Here is a 19,208-nt window from a genome sequence, read left to right as displayed (position 1 = left end):
GTTTCTTAGGGGTTGACTCGACGCGGTCTTTGGGAGTGTGGCTAAATCCTTAAACTGAGGGACAGTGGTTTCCCAAGCGGGTACTGGGTTACCCGAAAAATATGGACACGTATTTAAGTTACCCGGTGATTAAGCAGCTGCTTCTTTTCCTTGTGGGTCTTTATTCTGCGCTTCGAAGTTGGCTGAGCTGACCATCCAGATAGCTGAGTAACGGCGGCGCCGGTTGTAGACAATCTCAATCCATCGGGGCTCAGCTTTCCTGGCTTCATCACGCGAACTTGACCTATGTGTTCTTTGAGAACCAAAATAAGATCAACTGCTGTCGCATTTGTGGCGGCTGCTTTGATGAGCGGTCACATGGCTGCTGTTGCTGGCGCGTCTGAGCCATACGGTGCTGCTGAGTTTGAATCGGTCGATTCGCTGCAGACTGAGCAAGAAGACGAATTAGCCGGAGACCTTGAAATCCTGTTCACCGAGTATGTGCCTGAAAAAGACGGAGTTTTCGTGGTAGATGAGCAGGCGATTACAGCTGATGGGCACGAAGCGAGTCTAGGAGATTTTGAGGCATTGGCGGCGATCCTAAATAGCCCTAATCCGAGCCAAATGAGGGGTGAGCCGACCAATGAGAACTTAATCCAAACAAGGGATGCGCAGTCTTATGCTAAGTGCTTGATTTGGGGCGCATTGGGAATTCCAGCGACGGCGTTTTCTGCTGGAACTTGGCAAGCAATCGTCACAGGAATTAAAGCAAATCAGTGGAAACTTACTGCATCGACCATCGTTCGCGCTCTCGGTCCGGCGTTCGTTAATGGCGCCGGAAAGGCGATTGGCGGGCCGGTAACAATTGCAGCCGCTCTAGTTGTAGCTGCTGGACTGTGCGCTTTTCAGCAGTAGAGAAAACTGAAACAGTACTATGGTAGAAAGAGTGTCATGACCCCACGAAAGTATCTTATGAGAATGGTCATTAGTTGCGGGATATTCTTCATCATTTCCACGGTTATTCTGGCGTTCTTCTTCGCGTTGGGAAGAGGGCACATGATTAATACACAGGATGTGCTGCCATGGATTGGCGCGGCGTTTGTCTCTTGTTTCTTTACGTACTTCTGGGCTAAACGAAATTCCAAGGAACTCCGAGAGCGCCAGAACCTATGGGGGCCAGATAGCCCCACGCATAATCCCTCAGTGCGTAAACGCGACTAAGCATGTGGGCAAACGGCATTTAATACCGATGTGAGAGCCCGATAAGACCTGCTAGCCCCACTTTTTCAGGGCTAGCAGGTCTTATTCGGCGGTTACAGTCAGCTCATAACATCGACTGTCGACGCTTGACGGGTTGGAGCTAAGCGTCTTGGATGCCAATATTGCCGTCGGTGCGCCACACGGTGACGACGGCTGGGCGAGGGGTAGAGTTGCCACCATCCGGCCAATTGGAGGTTGGCTTTGCAAAGGTTGCGTCGTCGGACTCACCCGGGTGTTGAACGTTGACCATCACACGTTCATCGGTGACGATCGGGCCACAGGTTTCCGCACTAACGGGAACGGTGAGGAAGCACTTGAGTTCACCCCGATTCTTGCCTTCGGTGGTTACAGCGTAAAGACCATCGTTGGAACCGAGAGCATTGCCGTCGGTAGAAATCCACATCAATCCGTGGTTATCGAAAGCCAAGTTGTCTGGGCAGGAGATGGGGGATACCTTCTCTTTGTCGAAGCCGCCGAAGTAGGTCGCAGCTTCTGCAGGATCGCCACAGACCAAAAGCAGGTTCCAGGTGAAGCTTTCGCCCGCGTGGTCGTCTTCAATTTCCATCACCAAGCCGTTCTTGTTTTCCTTGACCGGTGCCCACTCCATTGGATCTTCCTGGTTGCTGTCGGCGTTTTCACCGGTTGCGCCACGGTAGGAGTTGTTGGTCAAAGCAACGTAGACCTTGGATGAGGTTGGGTGAACCTCGATGTCTTCTGGGCGGTCCATCTTGGTCGCGCCGACTTCATCGGCAGCCTCGCGAGTGAAGATGGCAACTTCCTCAGCGGTGAAACCGTCAACGTGGGACTCGTAGTTTCCGTCCTCACAGGTCAGCAACGGTTCCCACGTGCCGGTGCCATCAAAAGCACCGTCTTCTGGCAGTACACCAGAGCCATCGATTTCATCTTCTGGGGAGTTACCTTCCATAACGGCGACGTAGAGGGTGCCGTTGTCCAGGATGGACATGTTGTGCTCGAGGTCGCCTTCAACCATCTTCTTGGAAGAGACGAACTTGTAGATGTACTCGAAGCGGGAGTCATCGCCGGAATAGCACACCACGGTGCCATCTTCGGTGATGTGGATGTTGCCGGCCTCGTGCTTGAAGCGGCCATTAGCGGAGTGCTTGATTGGGGTGGACTCTGGATCGAAAGGATCAAATTCCACGATGTATCCGAAGCGGTTGACCTCATTGGGAGTCTTGGTGACATCAAAGCGGTCATCGTAGTTTTCCCACTTGCGGTCTGATGCCTCATCGCCGAATCCGAAACGTTCCAGCGACTTCTGGGTGCGTTCATCATCAGACTTGGCATTAGCGAAGTACTGGTTAAAGTTTTCTTCACCAGACAAGACGGTGCCCCACGGGGTGACGCCGCCCGCGCAGTTATTAAGGGTGCCCAGGACGTCTTCGCCAGTTGGGTCAGCTGCAGTCTTGGTGTAATCAGAACCTGCTGCAGGGCCGACCAGCTTGAATGGGGTGGTGGCGGTGATGCGGCGGTTGAGCGGGCCGAACTCGCGCTTCAGATCACCGGTGCCATCAACTTTGGAAACCTCCAAAACAGTCAGGCCGTGGCCTGCCCAGCCAATCTTCACGTGCTCTTCAGATGGATCTTCAGGATCATAATCTGGGAACATCTGTGGCTCAGTGGTGTATTCGTGGGAGCAGACGTACATCATGCGAGAGTCATCTTCTGGATGCTCTAGCAAGCCAGCGAAGTCATTGTTGAAGCCGAACTGCTTTTCTGCATCCACAGCGGTCTGGTTCTCAACATCGAATTCTGGCGCGCCTTCAATCACTGGATCGCCCCAGGCAATCAGGATGGATTGCTCGTAGCCTTCAGGGATGACAATCGCATCCTCAGTGTTTGGCTCCACTGGGGTGAACTGCATGCCCTTATTGGAAACGTGCTCCGCGGTAGCAGCGGAGGACGAACCCGAAGAGGATTCTGGCGCAGCATTCGCAGAGGTGGTTGCTGCGGAATCATTCTGGTTCGGAGGCGCACACGCAGCCAAAGCTGCACCGCCGCCGACGGTAACAACAGTCAGCCCGCCAGCACGCAGTGCAGTGCGGCGGGAAAGCTGATCGCCAAAGTAGGGGTTATTAGAGGTGTTCTCGCATGCCCCGAAACATGCGTTGCCGCACTTGTAGGTGCAGGTCAGGGAAGAACGAGAAGATGAAAACAGCGAACTTAGAAGGTTACGTCCTTTGAGATCCACGAAGTATGCTCCAGTCTGAAATTGAAAAAGGTGAAGATCGTTGTCTGGGGATGACGTATCTAAGGTAGGTATTTCAGCTTTCCTAACTAATAAATCCAGATGACAATTAGGTGAATTAACTATCGGTGGCACGCGCGTTGTCCTTGGATAAGGTAGAAACTCCAGCTCGGCCTGTATTTAACGTGGATGTGGTTGATCGACTAACCTTGTGTGCGTGAGCGAGCAGAAGAAAAACAATCAGACCCCAGACGTCCCAGAGCAACTGCGTATCCGCCGCGCTAAGCGCGCCCGGCTGCTAGAAAACGGCACCGAGGCTTACCCGGTATCCGTTAAGCGCACTATCGGGCTGCGCGATCTGCGCCAGAAGTTCCAGGTTCTTGCAGAAGGCGAAACCGCAGGGGATGCAGAAGGTGTGACCTACCTGGAGGTAGGGCAGGAAACTCAAGAGGTTGTTTCCATCGCTGGCCGTCTTATCTTTATGCGCAACACCGGCAAGCTGTGCTTCGCCACCCTGCAAGACGGTGACGGCACGCAGGTTCAGGCCATGCTGTCTTTGGCAGAGGTCGGCGAGGAAGCCCTGGCTGCGTGGAAGGCTGATGTTGACCTTGGTGACTTCATCTCTGTTACCGGTCGCGTGATTTCTTCTCGCCGTGGTGAGCTTTCCGTAATGGCGTCTGAGTGGCAGATGGCTGCGAAGTCTCTGCGCCCAATGCCAGTGGCGTTTGCCGACATGGCAGAAGATACCCGCGTTCGCCAGCGCTACAACGATCTAATTGTTCGTGAGGAAGCGCGTAAGAACGCCATGACCCGTATTCAGGTCATCCGCGCACTGCGTCACCACTTGGAAGATGACGGCTTCAATGAGATTGAAACCCCAATGCTGCAAACACTGCACGGCGGTGCAGCGGCTCGTCCATTCGTGACTCACTCCAACGCACTGGATATTGATCTCTACCTGCGTATTGCTCCTGAGCTGTTCCTCAAGAGGGCTGTTGTTGGCGGTATTGACAAGGTCTTTGAAATCAACCGCAACTTCCGCAATGAGGGTATTGATAAGTCTCACTCGCCTGAGTTCGCGATGCTGGAGATTTATGATGCCTGGAGCGACTACAACGGTATTGCCAAGACCATCAAGGACTCCATCCAAGCAGTAGCCAAGTCCGTATTTGGCTCCCACGTTGTCACTTTGGCGGACGGCACCGAATACGACCTGGGTGGCGAGACCTGGCCAGAAATTGAGATGTACCCATCTCTGAATGAAGCCCTGCAGAAGAAGTTCCCAGGCCAGCAGGAAGTCACCATCGACTCCACCGTTGAACAGCTCGAGGAGCTGGCCAAGGTTATTGGTCTGGACGTTCCAAAGGGCGGTGGCTGGGGCCACGGCAAGCTTGTTGAGGAAATCTGGGAGCTGCTGTGCGAGGATCAGCTGGAAGGCCCAATCTTTGTTAAGCACTTCCCAGTTGAGACCTCACCACTGACCCGTTCACACCGCAGCGAACCAGGTGTGACTGAAAAGTGGGACCTCTATGTCCGCGGCTTCGAGTTGGCTACCGGCTACTCTGAGCTGGTTGACCCAGTTATTCAGCGTGAGCGCTTTGAGGACCAGGCTCGCCTTGCTGCCGCCGGTGACGACGAGGCAATGGTTCTGGATGAGGAATTCCTTTCAGCCATGGAACAGGGCATGCCACCAACAGGCGGCGCCGGAATGGGCATTGATCGCCTGCTCATGGCCCTGACTGGTTTGGGTATCCGCGAGACCGTTTTGTTCCCAATTGTAAAACCGGAAACAAAGGACTAGCACTTAAAGCTTTAATCATTTAGGATGGCCGTTGACATATCAACTATCGAAAGGTTTCTTAAATGAAGGTCGGCATTATTGTTGGTTCTATCCGCGAAGGCCGCTTGGGCGAAGGTATTGCGAAATGGGTGAATGACTTGGCTCAGGGTCGCGACACCGGCGTTGAGTACGAACTGGTGGACTTGAAGAAGTTCAACGTTCCTCTGCTTGAAAGCCCAGTTGTTCCGGGTGCAGCGAACAAGCAGTACGACAACGCGCAGGTCCAGGAATGGTCCAACGCAATCGATTCTTTCGATGGCTTCATCTTCATCACCCCTGAGTACAACCACTCTGTACCAGGCGCTTTCAAGAATGCATTCGACGCTCTTGGCAGCGAGTGGTTCGGCAAGGCTGTTTCCTTCATCAGCTACGGTGCTTCCGGCGGCGTTCGCGCTACCGAGGCATGGCGCCTGATTGTTTCCAACTTCCAGATGCTGCAGGTTCGTACCTCCCTGGAGCTCGGCCTGTTCACCGACTTTGGTGAGAACGGCTTTGCACCTAACGACCGTCGTATCGAAGAAGCAGCCAACCTGTTCACCGATCTTGAAGCAATGCTCAACAAGGTCAACGCTTAAGGGTTTCTTCTAGCCTCTGATTAAGAGGCTACAACGCGTTGAAGCCGCGGGCCGCAATCATTTGGGTTGCAGCCCGCGGCTTCTTCGATCCCTCAACTTCGGGCAGATTCTAGTGGTTGTGGGGTGCCCAGTTTGGTGGTGTGCATGTCGCACGACGATAGGAGATGCAGGTATGAAGAAAGGCTAGAGCAGGAGCTTGCTCTAGCCTTTAAATCTTGCCGTCTGGGCGGGTAGCCAGTGTGGCTTATTAGCGCATGTAGTTGGTGACAACCCACATGCGGCCATCGGCGCTGTAGGCAACGCCGACGCCAATCTGGTTGAAGTTCGGGTCAGCCTGGTTTAGGCGGTGGGATTCGGAGTTGTGCCAAGCCTGGACAACTTCCTGCGGGGAAGCGCCGCGCCAGTTCTGGTGCACGTTCTCGCCGCCCTCACGCCAGCCGGCAGGGTACTGGCCCAAGTAGTTAGGGTTGTGTGCCGGAACGCCAGTACGTGCCATGTGGTCAGCCCAGTTCTGCGCAATGTTCTTCAGCTGCGGGTTGGAAGCAATTGGTGCCAGACCATGGCGAGCACGGTATTCATTGACCGCAAGGTAAATTGAAGTGGTGCTTACTTGACCGCTAGAAGAAGCAGGAGTAATAGCGCCTGCGCCAGCGGTGGTTGCTGCGGTAGCGCTCTGGGAAGAGCCAGCAAACTGGGCTTCAACAGATGCAACTGCGTCCTGGACGCCGCCAGTAAGGCCACCGAGTGCGGTGGTAATGATCGCGATAAAGCCAGCGATCTGAGTTTGAATTGCGTTCATCGAATTCGCTCCACTTAAACCGTTCGTTACGCCCCGTGCGGATTGACACCAAGCTGTAGCGGGTTTGTTATTTAATCGATATATAAGGTCTGAAAAGAAACTTTAGGACTGAACAAAAAGCGGCGCGAGGAGCAGGGGTAAAGAAGGGGTACACTATTGTGACCAGTGTGTTTAAGTGTTGCTTGTGTGGATAAAGGGATTTATTTTCGGCAGTAATTCGAACACTGAAATAGGTGTCTCTAATTTCTCAACCTGCTCCAAACGGTCACGTTCGGGCAGGGTCAAAAATGGAGAAGAAAAAGCCCAATGTCTTAATTTTCAGCCGACCGGCTTATAGTCAGTGGGTAGAAATTTTGGTTTAAGCGCTGTAGTTAAGGCGGAGGTGTGGCAGACATGTCAGGTGCGTGGGATGAGCAACCTGCTAAGTTGCTGCACCACTATGACCGCACTGCTCAGCGCGCGGCGCACCAAGTTATCCGCAACTATTCCAGCAGTTTCAACCTGGCCTCAAACTTATTGCGGGGCACTATCAAGACAGATATCCGCAGTTTGTACGCGGTTGTTCGCATCGCCGATGAAATCGTGGACGGGGCCGGCCACGCCGCAGGGCTTAATAATGAGCAATGTCGAGAGTTGCTCGATGATTATGAAGCGCAGGTTCTGCGCGCCCCACGCCAAAGGCTGCACCGCGACCCGATCATGCACGCCTACGGCATAACCGCCCGGCGTTGCGGGTTCGCCGATGAACATATCCGTGCCTTCTTTACTTCTATGCGCAGGGACTTGGGCGATCAAAGTACTAATGAACAACAAGAATTCGATGCCTATATCTATGGCTCTGCTGAAGTCATTGGGCTGTTATGCCTGCAAGCATTCTTAGTTGACCGGGATGTCAACGCCAGCGACCGGCAAATAATGGAGCATGGCGCGCGAAAGTTGGGCGCAGCATTTCAAAAAATTAATTTCCTGCGCGATATTGCCAATGACACTGAGTTCTTGGGAAGGCAGTACTTTCCGCAACTCCAAGACGATGAGTTCAATGACGCCATCAAAGCCGAACTTGTTGCCGATATCCGCACAGATTTAGCTGCAGCACGCCGCAGCGTTGCGCTACTGCCGCTCGATGCCCGTATTGGAGTAGTCGCAGCACTTGAGCTTTTTAATGAACTGACTAATGACATCGATCGTCTTACCGCAGCGGAACTGCTGAGCACACGCGTGAGCCTGTCGCCAGCGCGTAAGACCAGAGTCTTGGCACGCATTCCGCGCACCGTTTTGAAGAAGGATAATCAGAAGAAGGGCTCGAAGTAAGGTAATGAGCGAACAGTCAGCAGTAGTCATTGGCGCTGGTGTCGCAGGTCTTGCAACCGCGACTTTGCTCAGCCGTGAAGGCTATGACGTCACGGTTATTGACCGTTTGAGCCAACCCGGAGGACGTGCTGGTAGCTACACCACGCAGGACGCACCGGGCTTTCGTTGGGATTCCGGCCCCAGCTGGTATCTCATGCCAGAAGCATTCGACCACTTCTACCGCCTGTGCGGCACGACCACCGAAGAACAACTGGACCTGGTTGACCTGCAGCCGGCTTACCGCGTCATTACTGGACCTTCTGCAGATGAACAGGATGCTGAGGGCGTTGTGGGCACCGAGGGGGCTGGAGACGCTGGAAATGCGTTAGACCGCGTTCTTGATATCACGCCAGAGACCATCATCGATACCTTTGAAAGCATTGAACCTGGGGCGGGCGAGCGGCTGCGTAAGTATCTGCAGAAGTCTTCTTTGGTCTATGAGGTGGCGATTCAAAAGTTCCTCTATAACAACTTCACGCGCCCGCAAAACCTCATGACCTGGGAGATGCTGCTGCATGCACGCCTGCTGGCAGTGCTGTTGGCGCGAAGCCTGGATTCCTATGTGAAGACCGTTGCGCAAGATAGCCGACTGCGCCAGGTGCTGAGCTACCCCGCGGTATTTCTCTCCACAGAACCAAAACAAGCCCCGGCGTTGTATTCGCTGATGAGCCACACTGACCTCATTCAGGGGCCAAAGTATCCGCGCGGTGGATTCGCGGCGGTTGTGGATTCCCTTGTCCGCCTTGCCAAAGACAATGGTGTGAAGTTCCAGATGGCCACGGAAGTCACCGAAATCGTGACCTTTGGAAAGAAACAGCGCGTGCGAGGTGTGCGTATTGCTGGTGGGGACATGGACGGAGACGGAGAGCACGGCCAACACGGTCAACACGGCCGAATTATTACGGCGGATGTTGTGGTGTCGGCGGCCGATTTGAAGTACACAGAAACGAAGTTGTTGCCGCAAAGCTTGCAGACCTATCCGGAAAAGTATTGGGACAAACGCAACCCGGGTTTAAGTTCTGTTCTCATCTATGCCGGGGTTAAAGGCAAGCTACCGGAGCTGGCACACCACACTTTGCTATTTAGCAGGGACTGGGATCCTGATTTCGAAGCCGTGTTCGGCCCGCAGAAGTCTCTGCAGAAATCTTGGTCGCACTCGATTTATGTTTCTAAGACTTCCGCCACGGATGCAGATGTCGCACCAGAAGGTTATGAAAACCTCTTCGTGTTGGTACCAGCTGCCGCTGAGCCCGAGATCGGGCACGGTAGTGCCTACATAGAAGACAGCAGCAAAGTGAATGGCGGTGTTGCTGGCCGGGGGGAAGATGAGCGCGTGCGGAGCATCGCTAAGCAAGCGATAGCGCTTATCGCCCAGTGGGCGGGCATTGATGACCTTGCACAACGCATTGTGGTGTCCAAAACTGTCGGCCCGGCGGATTTTGCTGAGCGTTACTACTCCTGGTCCGGTGGGGCGATTGGTCCGGCGCATACGCTGGCGCAATCGGCGTTCTTTCGCGGTAAAAACAAGTCCGCCAAGGTGGAAAGTCTCTACTACGCGGGAGCAACCACGGTGCCTGGCGTTGGCGTGCCGTTGTGTCTGATTTCTGCGGAGAACATCATCAAGCGACTACGTGCTGACCACACTCCGGGGCCACTGCCGGAGAGCTAGCAATAGTGCACACCGCGTACACATAGTGTTTTCAGTTACAGCAGGGCGCTGTGGGCTATCTATGTGGATTAAAATTCCGTAACCTGTTGCTAGCTCTAATGCGGTTGACCAATTTTTCGGCTCATACCGCATGGGCCCTTTTTTGTCTTTAGGTACCGGCGCGAGATTTCACGCGGTGCTCAATTTCCTCTCCCCATGTTTTCCTTAAAGCAATGCGTGTTTAGTTAAGAAAGAAATCTCTAGTGTCACAAGAAAATACCCAGGCGCCCGCAACCGCGGCCAGCCCGGATAAACTGCCCGCTGACGTGAAGACCACGTTGGCGGTCCTGGTCGGCGCAGCGACCATCATGATTTTGAATGAGACCTCGCTGTCGGTGGCGTTACCAGCCATCATGGCGGAATACGCTGTGCCAGCAACTACAGTGCAGTGGTTGCTCACCGGTTTTATGCTGACCATGGCTGTGGTCATTCCGGCTACTGGTTTCGCCATTGAGCGTTTTACCACCCGCCAGGTGTTTATTACTGCATGTTTGCTGTTTCTGAGCGGCACCGTTGTTGCGGCCCTCGCGCCGGCGTTCGTGTTTTTGTTCATCGGCCGCCTGATTCAGGCGGCCGGCACGGCACTGGTTATCCCGTTGCTGATGACAGTGGCAATGACGCTGGTTCCGCGCCAGCGGCGCGGTTCCGTCATGGGCATTATCTCCATTGTTATCTCCGTAGCACCGGCGCTCGGCCCAACAGTTGGTGGCGCGATTGTTAACTCCCTGACCTGGCACTGGGTGTTCTGGTTGATGGTTCCACTCATCGCTTTGGTCTTGATCGCTGGTTGGTTCAAGTTGAAAAACGTGGGCGAAAACCGCAAGGTTCCGCTGGATATCTTGTCCTTCTTCCTCTCCGCCATCGCTTTCGGCGGCTTGATTTATGGCCTGTCTTCCATGGAATCCATGCTGGCCGGTGAGGGCACCGTGGCAATCGCAGTGGCCGTCATCGGTGCGGTTTCCCTGGTGCTGTTCGTGATGCGCCAAATCAAGCTGGGCAAAGAAAACAAGGCATTCTTGGACCTGCGCCCATTCACCATCCGTAACTTCACCCTGGCGGTTTCCGTCATCCTGATTTCGTTTGGCGCCATGCTCGGTTTTGCAACCGTGCTGCCGATTTACCTGCAGACCTCCCTCGGCGTGACCGCGCTGGTCACCGGCCTGGTGGTTATGCCAGGTGGCGTGTTCCAGGCGATTATGTCCCCATTCGTCGGTCGTCTCTTTGACTCCTACGGACCATTCCCGCTGGCTATTCCGGGCACCATCTTGATGCTCATCGGCGTTGGTTCCATGATTACGCTGAGCGAGGAGTCCGCAGTGTGGATGGTTGTTGCCATGCACATCACCTTCTCCGTCGGCATGGCCATGATGATGACCCCAATGATGACCACGGCGGTGAGCTCCTTGCCGGACAACCTGTACAGCCATGGCTCGGCCGGCATGAACACCGTGCAGCAGCTAGCCGGTGCAACCGGTACCGCCATCTTGGTTGTCTTCCTCACACGCGGCACGATTGCGGGCACGGAGTCTGGCATGACTGAGGCAGCCGCCACCGCCCAGGGCGCGACGATGGCGTTTACTTTCGCTGCAGCTTGCATGCTGGTTGTTGTCTGCTTGGTACCTTTTGTTAAGCGCGTCAACAATGACCCAGAGCTCGTTGAAGTAACCGAGCCAGTCTCTAAGGATGAGGCAGCAAAGGCTTAAGGTAGTTTCACGGCTTTAAGGCAGGCCGGCATCGACGTTTTTAAAAGCTTGCACAAGCTTGTCGATGCCGGCCTTTTTCCTGCCCTAAAACCGGCACAAACGTTGGCTATAAAATGCGATTTATGCCTCTGTTCGCTACCGGCGTACACCCCTTTGAGCTGGTGTTATGGTGAATTTTTGAACAATTGCTGAGTTAGTGAGAAATAGTCCTGCCTAACTCGCGTTAGAGTGGGTGACAACTTAGCAACGAAATTCAAGGGGTAAGACTCATGTTCGAGAGGTTTACGGACCGTGCTCGTCGCGTCATTGTGTTGGCGCAAGAAGAGGCACGGATGCTCAACCACAATTACATTGGCACCGAGCACATCCTGCTTGGCCTCATCCAGGAAGGTGAGGGCGTTGCCGCTAAGGCGCTGGAGTCCATGGGAATCTCGCTCGAGGACGTCCGCGGCGAGGTAGAGGCAATTATTGGCCACGGAACTCAGCCACACAATGGCCACATTCCGTTTACTCCACGTGCAAAGAAGGTTCTGGAGCTTTCCTTGCGTGAAGGTCTGCAGATGGGACACAAGTACATCGGTACTGAGTTCCTACTGCTCGGTCTCATCCGTGAAGGCGAAGGCGTTGCTGCACAGGTTCTGACCAAGCTGGGCGCTGACCTTCCACGCGTGCGCCAGCAGGTTATTCAGCTGCTTTCTGGTTACGAAGGTAACCAGGGTGAGAAGCCAGAGGCAGGGCCGGGCCCAGTTGGTGCTGGTACCGGCCCACAGAACCCAGGACGCCAGGGTCCTGGCAACCAGGGTGAGCGTTCCAATTCGCTCGTATTAGACCAGTTCGGACGCAATCTCACCCAGGCAGCCAAGGATGGCAAGCTGGATCCAGTTGTGGGACGCGAATCCGAAATTGAGCGCATTATGCAGGTCCTGTCCCGCCGTACCAAGAACAACCCTGTTCTTATCGGTGAGCCGGGTGTTGGTAAGACCGCCGTGGTTGAAGGCCTCGCGCTGGATATTGTTAACGGCAAGGTTCCAGAGACCCTGAAGGACAAGCAGGTTTACTCGCTTGACCTGGGTTCTTTGGTTGCAGGTTCCCGCTACCGTGGTGACTTCGAAGAGCGCCTGAAGAAGGTTCTCAAGGAGATTAACCAGCGCGGCGACATCATCTTGTTTATTGATGAGATCCACACACTCGTTGGTGCTGGTGCGGCAGAGGGCGCAATCGATGCAGCTTCCTTGCTGAAGCCAAAGCTTGCTCGAGGTGAGCTGCAGACCATTGGTGCAACCACCCTGGATGAGTACCGCAAGCACATTGAGAAGGATGCTGCGCTGGAGCGTCGTTTCCAGCCAGTCAAGGTTGATGAGCCTTCCATGGAAGACACCATCACCATCCTGCGTGGTCTGCGTGATAAGTATGAGGCACACCACCGCGTCTCCTACACCGATGATGCTTTGAAGGCTGCGGCTTCCTTGTCTGACCGCTACATCAATGACCGTTTCTTGCCAGATAAGGCAGTTGACCTACTTGATGAGGCCGGTGCACGCATGCGCATCAAGCGCATGACCGCACCAAAGGGCATTCGTGACGTGGATGACCGCATTGCGGAAGTCCGCAAGGAGAAGGAATCTGCTATTGATGCGCAGGACTTCGAGAAGGCAGCTGGCCTTCGCGATACCGAGCGTAAGCTGCATGAAGAGCGTTCCGCGAAGGAAAAGCAGTGGCGCTCCGGTGACTTGGAAGAAATCGCTGAGATTTCTGAAGAGCAGATCGCAGAGGTTCTTGCACACTGGACCGGTATCCCTGTTCTGAAGCTGACCGAGAAGGAATCTTCCCGTCTGCTCAACATGGAAGATGAGTTGCACAAGCGCATCATTGGCCAGAACGAGGCAGTCAAGGCTGTTTCTCGCGCCATCCGCCGTACCCGTGCTGGTCTGAAGGACCCACGTCGTCCTTCCGGTTCCTTTATCTTCGCTGGTCCTTCCGGTGTTGGTAAGACTGAGCTGTCCAAGGCTTTAGCTAACTTCCTGTTCGGTTCTGATGATGACTTGATTCAGATCGACATGGGTGAGTTCCATGACCGCTTTACTGCGTCACGTCTGTTCGGTGCTCCTCCGGGATACGTTGGCTACGAAGAAGGTGGCCAGCTGACTGAGAAGGTTCGCCGTAAGCCTTTCTCCGTGGTTCTTTTCGATGAAATTGAGAAGGCACACAAGGAGATTTACAACACCTTGCTGCAGGTCCTGGAAGATGGCCGTCTGACCGATGGTCAGGGTCGCGTGGTGGACTTTAAGAACACCGTTCTGATTTTCACTTCCAACCTTGGTACCCAAGATATTTCCAAGGCTGTTGGTCTGGGCTTCACCTCTGCGAATGAGACTGACTCGGATGCTCAGTATGACCGCATGAAGAACAAGGTCAATGATGAGCTGAAGAAGCACTTCCGTCCTGAGTTCTTGAACCGTATTGATGAGATTGTGGTCTTCCACCAGCTCACTCGTGATGAGATTGTTCAGATGGTTGAGCTGCTCATCGGCCGTGTTGAGGTTCAGCTTGCTGAGCGCGACATGGGCATTGAGTTGACTCAGAAGGCGAAGGACTTGCTGGCTAAGCGCGGCTTCGATCCAGTGCTGGGTGCACGTCCACTGCGTCGTACTATCCAGCGTGAGATTGAAGACCAGCTGTCTGAGAAGATTCTCTACGGCGAAATTGGTGCCGGCGAGATCATCTCCGTCGATGTCGAAGGCTGGGATGGCGAGGCCAAGGATAACTCCAAGGCAACGTTTACCTTCAGCCCACGTCCGAAGCCACTGCCAGAAGGCACCTTCGACGAGCCTTTGGAGGACACCGTGGTTCATGAGAACGACGGCGAAGACTCCGACGGCGCTGACACCATCGTTCCGGACACTCTGCCAGAAGAGCCTGTTTCCTCCTCTAACGACGACGGAAACAACCCACCACCAGCTGGTGCAGGCGCTCCTTCCGGTCAGTAGTCGCCCTGAGTAGCTGCTGGCAGTAGCTACTCCCGGTGATTGCCGGAGATACAAGAAAGTCGCCGTTTCAGTACAAACACTGAAACGGCGACTTTCTTCTGTTTTAGTTCCCTACAGCGGTCTTCTTTCGATGATTGAGTTCAATGCCGACGATTAAGGCCAAGATGATTCCAAGGAATGGGAAAAACCATCGGAATGGGTCATCAAGAACTATGTAAAGCAACGCCCCGTTGAGCAACCACGACAGCGCAAACATTATTGGGAAAAAGCTTTGCTTCATCAGCAGCTACCTCTCATTGTTGAGTTTGTAGTGAACCAGGTTAGTTAAAAAACAATTTCCGCAGCCGAAGTTGTCGTGGTGATGAAAATTCATGGCTGAACTGTGCATGCTGCGCTAAGGTTTTCGGTATGGGAATTTACTTTCGTAAGCGCAAAAAGATGGGCAAGAACTCCTGGCTTAACCTCTCTGGTTCGGGTGCATCCACCTCTACGAAGATTGGACCAGTCACCCTCAACTCTCGCGGCGGCATGTGGGTCAATCTGCCTGGCGGACTGAACTTCCGCGGCCGCTGGAAATAAATCCAACGTCGATTTCATCGGTTAGAGATTTACCGTTCAGCACTGACCGTGGAAAGCGTTACTGCGGAAGATGGAATTTGCCGGCATCAGTTTGGACGGCGAGACCGTCTTCAACAAGCGAGAAAAGCGCACGGGAGCGCTGCGCGGCATCGGGCCACACCACGTCGAGCTGTGATTTCTCCACTGGATCATCGGCCGCGCGCAACACATCCATGAGCAGACCACGGACCTGGCGGTCAGTGCCAGTGAACTTTTGAACTCGCTTCTTTGCTTTGCTCAAGTCTTCTTCGCTTGGCTGTGGACAGCCGAGTTTCTGCCATTGGCAGGTGCGCCTAATTGGACAGATATCGCACTTCGGGGACTTCGCGGTGCACACCAGTGCGCCCAACTCCATGAATGCCGCCGAACAGCGCGGCCCAGTGGTGACCTCAGCAACCTGGCCAAGCTCCTTGGCGGATGGCTGAGGCTGTAGGAACTGCCCAGTCACGGCGCGGCCGCAAACACGACGCACGTTGGTATCAACCACCGGTACGTTCTGCTGGAAATGAAAACATGCCACTGCACGCGCGGTATATGCGCCGATGCCGGGCAACGCGAGGAGCTCATCGACATCGGAAGGCACTGCGCCATCATGGCGCTTAACAATCGCCTGCGCGCACTCATGCAGGCGCAACGCGCGGCGCGGGTAGCCCAGCTTGCCCCAGGCGCGCAGAACCTCCGCCTTACTTGCCTTCGCGAAGTCCGCAGGGGTGGGCCAGCGCTCAATCCATTCTTGCCACTGGGGTGCCACGCGCGCCACAGGAGTCTGTTGACTCATGACCTCACTGATAAGAATCCCCCAGGCAGAGGTAGTTTTGTTTCGCCAGGGAAGGGGACGTTCATTGAGGTCAAACCAAATAAGAAGCGCAGCAGTATCAATCATGATCACGGTAATTGTACTAGTAGGGAGTAAGATCAGTAATTGTGACGGAACAAACTACTAATATGAACCCCCAAAGCGTCTGGGATGCCTTGAAAGAAGGCAACCAGCGTTTCGTAGAAGAGCGCGCCGAACACCCCAACATTGACCAGACCCGACGTGTTTCCCTGGTCTCTGGACAAGACCCTAAGGTCGTAGTGCTGTCCTGCTCGGACTCCCGTGTTCCAGTGGAGCTGGTCTTTGACATGGGCCTTGGAGATGCCTTTGTCATTCGTACCGCCGGCCACATCGTCGACAACACCGTGCTGGGCTCTTTGGACTACGCGCTGGAGAACCTAGGCTGCAACCTGATTGTGGTCATGGGCCACCAGTCCTGCGGTGCAATTGGCGCTACCGCTGCCTTTGTTGATGGTGACATGCAGATTCCTTCTGGTTTCCAGCGCACTATTATTGAAAAGGTTGCGATGTCTACATTGCGCGCACAGAAGGAAGGCAAGCGTGACCGCTCCGACTATGAGCGCCAGAACGTTCAGGACACTGTGCGTCAGATTCTTGCCCGCATGCCTAACTTGAACCAGCGCATCATCAATGGCGAGCTCGGCGTAGTGGGCACTCGCTACCTGCTGGATGAGAGCAGCATTGAGCCAGTCGTTCTGCACGGCGTGGTTTAACAACTTCCGTTGTCCAGTTTTTTAAAGCGCCCGAATCCAGGCCACTAACGCTGTGCCCTGGGTCGGGCGCTTTTGAGACACGCCCGCCCGCATGGTGTTGCTGAGCAGCAAAAGCGCTTAACATGAGGGTGTGTCTAACCCAAACCAGTCCTCCGATAAGCTGCCGCGCGAGATTTACATGCGACGTCGCATCGCGGCGTTTGTTGTCATTCTGGTCGTGGTGGTTGGTTTGCTGATTGCATTTAGCGCATTCGGCGGCAACAACGATGATGAAACGGCTGCCCCGGAGTCCACTCCGGTTTCGGCGCCTGAAAACTCAGAAGATGAGGGCGCAGGCTCCGAAGGTTCAGAAGAAATTGAATCTGAATCCGCGGAGCCATCTGCGGCCAATGATGAAGAAGCTAACCGTGATCAAGCGCGTGACGGTGAGAGCGAAGAATCCTCTAATGATTCCAACTCCAGCAACATCGACCCAGCATTAGCGGACAAGGATTCTTGTGAGCTCTCCGACTTGGTTATCCGTGCGTCCTCTGATGCCACCACCTACCCGAATGGCGTGCAGCCAAACTTTGGTATGACGGTGGTGAACCCAACTGGTGCTGACTGCGACATCAACCTGGATGAGGAAACCCTACGCTTTGAGGTGTACCGAATCTCGGACAACCAGCGTATGTGGACTGATACCGACTGCTACGACTCAGTACAGACCGGTACCTACAACTTCCCAGCAGGCGAAAAGCGCAGCTTCGACGCAGTCTGGTCCCGCCTTGCATCTGAGCGCGGCGGCGACTGCGGCCAGCGCCCGGTAGTAGAACCAGGTGCTTATTTTCTGCACACTGTCATTGGTGATAATGCTTCGGAGCCATACACCTTTAACTTGGCATAACTTTTGTTCAACTAGCCCGTCTGTGCACTGGAATAGCCCAGCACAGGCGGGTTAGTTATTGATGATGGCAATAGCTTGGCCAAGGGTGGAAGCATAGGCAATGTTCATGCTGGTGACTTCGGACTTCCCACCGGCCGGAACAATAGCGTGGGTATAACCCAGACGCGCGGCTTCGCTCAATCGGCGGTCAATATTAGGCACGTGGCGCAGCTCGCCTGCAAGCCCGACCTCGCCGATGACTACCATCTTGGAGGGCAATGGCCGTTCATGCAGCGATGACCAGGTTGCTAGCGCAACCGCTAGGTCTGTGGCGGTCTCAGTAATTTTCATGCCGCCAACGGTTGCCACATAAGCATCTTTGTCATTAGTGCGCTCATTCGCACGTGCCTGCAGCACTGCCAGCACCATGGGCACGCGGTTATTATCCAATCCGGTAACCACGCGGCGTGGGTTCTTGCCCACTGGGTCAACGGTCAAAGATTGTACTTCTGCGAGAATAGGCCGCACGCCATCCATCGCAACGGTGACGGCAGAGCCGTCAGGAGTGGTGCCGCGGTGGGAGAGAAACAGCCCTGAGGGGTCGGCGACTTCCCGGATGCCGCCGGCGGTTTGTTCAAAACAACCCACCTCATCTGTAGCGCCGAAGCGGTTTTTAATGCCGCGCAGCATGCGCAAACTGGATTGGCGGTCGCCTTCGAAGTTGAGCACCACATCCACCAGGTGTTCAAGTACGCGCGGGCCAGCAACATTGCCGTCCTTGGTTACATGCCCGACCAGAAGGATGGGAATGCCGGTGGTCTTTGCCAGTGTGGTCAACGCAGCGGTCACCGCGCGGGACTGCGCCACACCGCCGGCAACGCCCTCAACGCCGGCTGCGTGCATGGTCTGCACTGAGTCCACGATGATGAGGGAGGGTTTGATTTGCTCCACATGCCCGAAGACAATGTCGAGGTTTGATTCGGCTGCTAGATACAACGTGTCATGCAAGGCGTTGGTGCGCTCCGCACGGGTACGAACTTGGCCCACTGATTCCTCAGCGGTGACATACAATGCCGTTCGCGGATCCTTTTCAGCCTGAGTCCAACGTGCGGCCACTTCAAGCAGAAGCGTGGATTTACCAACACCGGGTTCACCGGCCATCAACACCACAGAACCTGGAACAATGCCATCACCCAGCACACGGTCGAGTTCCCCGATACCGGTCTTTAGAGCTTTCGTGGTGGTGCTTGCGACCTGTGAGATGGGCTTTGCTGGGGCAGTAGGAGTCAGCCCCTTAGATACTTGCCCAGAGATTGCCGCTGCCGCAACATTCGCGCTAGCAGTAGCGGGCATTGATTCTTGCAGCGTGCCCCACGAGCCGCACTCTGGACAGCGACCCAACCACTTGGGTGAAACATATCCACATTCAGAACAGGTGTGGATGGGACGTTGCTTTTTAGCCATGTCTTCACACTTTAGTCGACCGCCCCGACATTAGCCTTAACCAGCAAGGTTGAAGCTCTCTCCCAATAAGAAACCGCCGTCAAACCCCTTCACGTAGGTTTGACGGCGGTGAGATCCCCCGGCCGTTTCAAGCGGCGGCCAAGTTGGCTTTAAGGAGATTAAAAGCCGTACTTGGATGCTGCACGCTGAGCAGCTGCAGGGATGCCTGCACCTGGTGCGCGCTGGTATTCAGTGAATACCTCGAGGATGCCCCAGATGAATGCTGCGGATGATGCAAGAGCGAGCATGTTGAATCCTTTT

Annotated in this window: 17 protein-coding genes; 11 read left to right on the top strand and 6 right to left on the bottom strand. The window is 54.7% G+C overall.

The window, feature by feature from the left end; all coding sequences use genetic code 11:
• Positions 1-357: 357 nt before the first annotated feature.
• Positions 358-894, top strand: coding sequence for a hypothetical protein (locus CCASEI_RS12530; RefSeq protein ID WP_006822668.1), 537 nt, complete (start codon positions 358-360; stop codon positions 892-894).
• 141 nt (positions 895-1,035) lie between these two features.
• Positions 1,036-1,200 (top strand): hypothetical protein, encoded by a 165-nt coding sequence (locus CCASEI_RS15115; protein ID WP_155894845.1) that lies wholly within the window; start codon positions 1,036-1,038, stop codon positions 1,198-1,200.
• 139 nt (positions 1,201-1,339) lie between these two features.
• On the opposite strand, the gene CCASEI_RS12520 is transcribed toward CCASEI_RS15115, so the two are convergent.
• On the bottom strand, positions 1,340-3,451 hold the full coding sequence (locus CCASEI_RS12520; RefSeq protein ID WP_025388155.1) for a PhoX family protein: 2,112 nt from the start codon (positions 3,449-3,451) through the stop codon (positions 1,340-1,342).
• Positions 3,452-3,665: 214 nt separating this feature from the next.
• On the opposite strand from CCASEI_RS12520, the gene lysS reads away from it, so the two are divergent.
• Both lysS and CCASEI_RS12510 read left to right on the top strand, forming a co-directional pair.
• Positions 3,666-5,249 (top strand): lysine--tRNA ligase, encoded by a 1,584-nt coding sequence (lysS, locus tag CCASEI_RS12515; RefSeq protein WP_025388154.1) that lies wholly within the window; start codon positions 3,666-3,668, stop codon positions 5,247-5,249.
• A gap of 62 nt (positions 5,250-5,311) precedes the next feature.
• Positions 5,312-5,863 carry an NADPH-dependent FMN reductase gene (locus CCASEI_RS12510; RefSeq protein WP_006822672.1) on the top strand — a complete coding sequence of 184 codons (552 nt, stop codon included), beginning with the start codon at positions 5,312-5,314 and terminating at the stop codon, positions 5,861-5,863.
• Positions 5,864-6,110: 247 nt separating this feature from the next.
• On the opposite strand, the gene CCASEI_RS12505 is transcribed toward CCASEI_RS12510, so the two are convergent.
• A complete protein-coding gene (locus CCASEI_RS12505) occupies positions 6,111-6,662 on the bottom strand; it encodes a CAP domain-containing protein (RefSeq protein WP_006822673.1) in 552 nt (183 codons plus the stop codon).
• Positions 6,663-7,055: 393 nt separating this feature from the next.
• Between CCASEI_RS12505 and CCASEI_RS12500 the strand changes: the two genes are divergently transcribed.
• The 4 genes from CCASEI_RS12500 (at position 7,056) to CCASEI_RS12485 (ending at position 14,410) form a co-directional block, all read left to right on the top strand.
• On the top strand, positions 7,056-7,973 hold the full coding sequence (locus CCASEI_RS12500; protein WP_025388153.1) for a phytoene/squalene synthase family protein: 918 nt from the start codon (positions 7,056-7,058) through the stop codon (positions 7,971-7,973).
• Between the two features lie 4 nt (positions 7,974-7,977).
• Positions 7,978-9,681 (top strand): phytoene desaturase family protein, encoded by a 1,704-nt coding sequence (gene crtI / locus CCASEI_RS12495; protein WP_025388152.1) that lies wholly within the window; start codon positions 7,978-7,980, stop codon positions 9,679-9,681.
• 242 nt (positions 9,682-9,923) lie between these two features.
• On the top strand, positions 9,924-11,423 hold the full coding sequence (locus CCASEI_RS12490; RefSeq protein ID WP_025388151.1) for an MDR family MFS transporter: 1,500 nt from the start codon (positions 9,924-9,926) through the stop codon (positions 11,421-11,423).
• Between the two features lie 269 nt (positions 11,424-11,692).
• On the top strand, positions 11,693-14,410 hold the full coding sequence (locus CCASEI_RS12485; RefSeq protein WP_006822677.1) for an ATP-dependent Clp protease ATP-binding subunit: 2,718 nt from the start codon (positions 11,693-11,695) through the stop codon (positions 14,408-14,410).
• 103 nt (positions 14,411-14,513) lie between these two features.
• Here CCASEI_RS12485 and CCASEI_RS15110 read toward each other — a convergent pair whose 3' ends face one another.
• Positions 14,514-14,690 (bottom strand): hypothetical protein, encoded by a 177-nt coding sequence (locus tag CCASEI_RS15110; protein ID WP_155894844.1) that lies wholly within the window; start codon positions 14,688-14,690, stop codon positions 14,514-14,516.
• Positions 14,691-14,818: 128 nt separating this feature from the next.
• Between CCASEI_RS15110 and CCASEI_RS14840 the strand changes: the two genes are divergently transcribed.
• A complete protein-coding gene (locus tag CCASEI_RS14840; RefSeq protein WP_006822678.1) occupies positions 14,819-14,989 on the top strand; it encodes a DUF4236 domain-containing protein in 171 nt (56 codons plus the stop codon).
• 58 nt (positions 14,990-15,047) lie between these two features.
• Here the strand turns inward: CCASEI_RS14840 and CCASEI_RS12480 are convergent, their stop codons facing one another.
• Positions 15,048-15,911: an HhH-GPD family protein gene (locus tag CCASEI_RS12480; protein WP_025388150.1), complete on the bottom strand. Its 864-nt coding sequence runs from the start codon at positions 15,909-15,911 to the stop codon at positions 15,048-15,050.
• A gap of 62 nt (positions 15,912-15,973) precedes the next feature.
• On the opposite strand from CCASEI_RS12480, the gene CCASEI_RS12475 reads away from it, so the two are divergent.
• Positions 15,974-16,579 carry a carbonic anhydrase gene (locus tag CCASEI_RS12475; protein ID WP_035095172.1) on the top strand — a complete coding sequence of 202 codons (606 nt, stop codon included), beginning with the start codon at positions 15,974-15,976 and terminating at the stop codon, positions 16,577-16,579.
• 130 nt (positions 16,580-16,709) lie between these two features.
• Positions 16,710-17,465 carry a hypothetical protein gene (locus CCASEI_RS12470; protein ID WP_025388149.1) on the top strand — a complete coding sequence of 252 codons (756 nt, stop codon included), beginning with the start codon at positions 16,710-16,712 and terminating at the stop codon, positions 17,463-17,465.
• A 51-nt stretch (positions 17,466-17,516) separates the two neighbouring features.
• Here the strand turns inward: CCASEI_RS12470 and radA are convergent, their stop codons facing one another.
• Together radA and CCASEI_RS15635 are read right to left on the bottom strand one after the other, a co-directional pair.
• Positions 17,517-18,908 (bottom strand): DNA repair protein RadA, encoded by a 1,392-nt coding sequence (gene radA, locus CCASEI_RS12465; RefSeq protein WP_025388148.1) that lies wholly within the window; start codon positions 18,906-18,908, stop codon positions 17,517-17,519.
• 158 nt (positions 18,909-19,066) lie between these two features.
• Positions 19,067-19,195: a hypothetical protein gene (locus CCASEI_RS15635; protein WP_264298710.1), complete on the bottom strand. Its 129-nt coding sequence runs from the start codon at positions 19,193-19,195 to the stop codon at positions 19,067-19,069.
• Between the last annotated feature and the right edge of the window lie 13 nt (positions 19,196-19,208).

Origin of the sequence: Corynebacterium casei LMG S-19264 (assembly GCF_000550785.1) — a bacterium.
In the GTDB taxonomy this organism is placed as follows: domain Bacteria; phylum Actinomycetota; class Actinomycetes; order Mycobacteriales; family Mycobacteriaceae; genus Corynebacterium; species Corynebacterium casei.
This window is presented reverse-complemented; position numbering and strand designations above follow the sequence as displayed.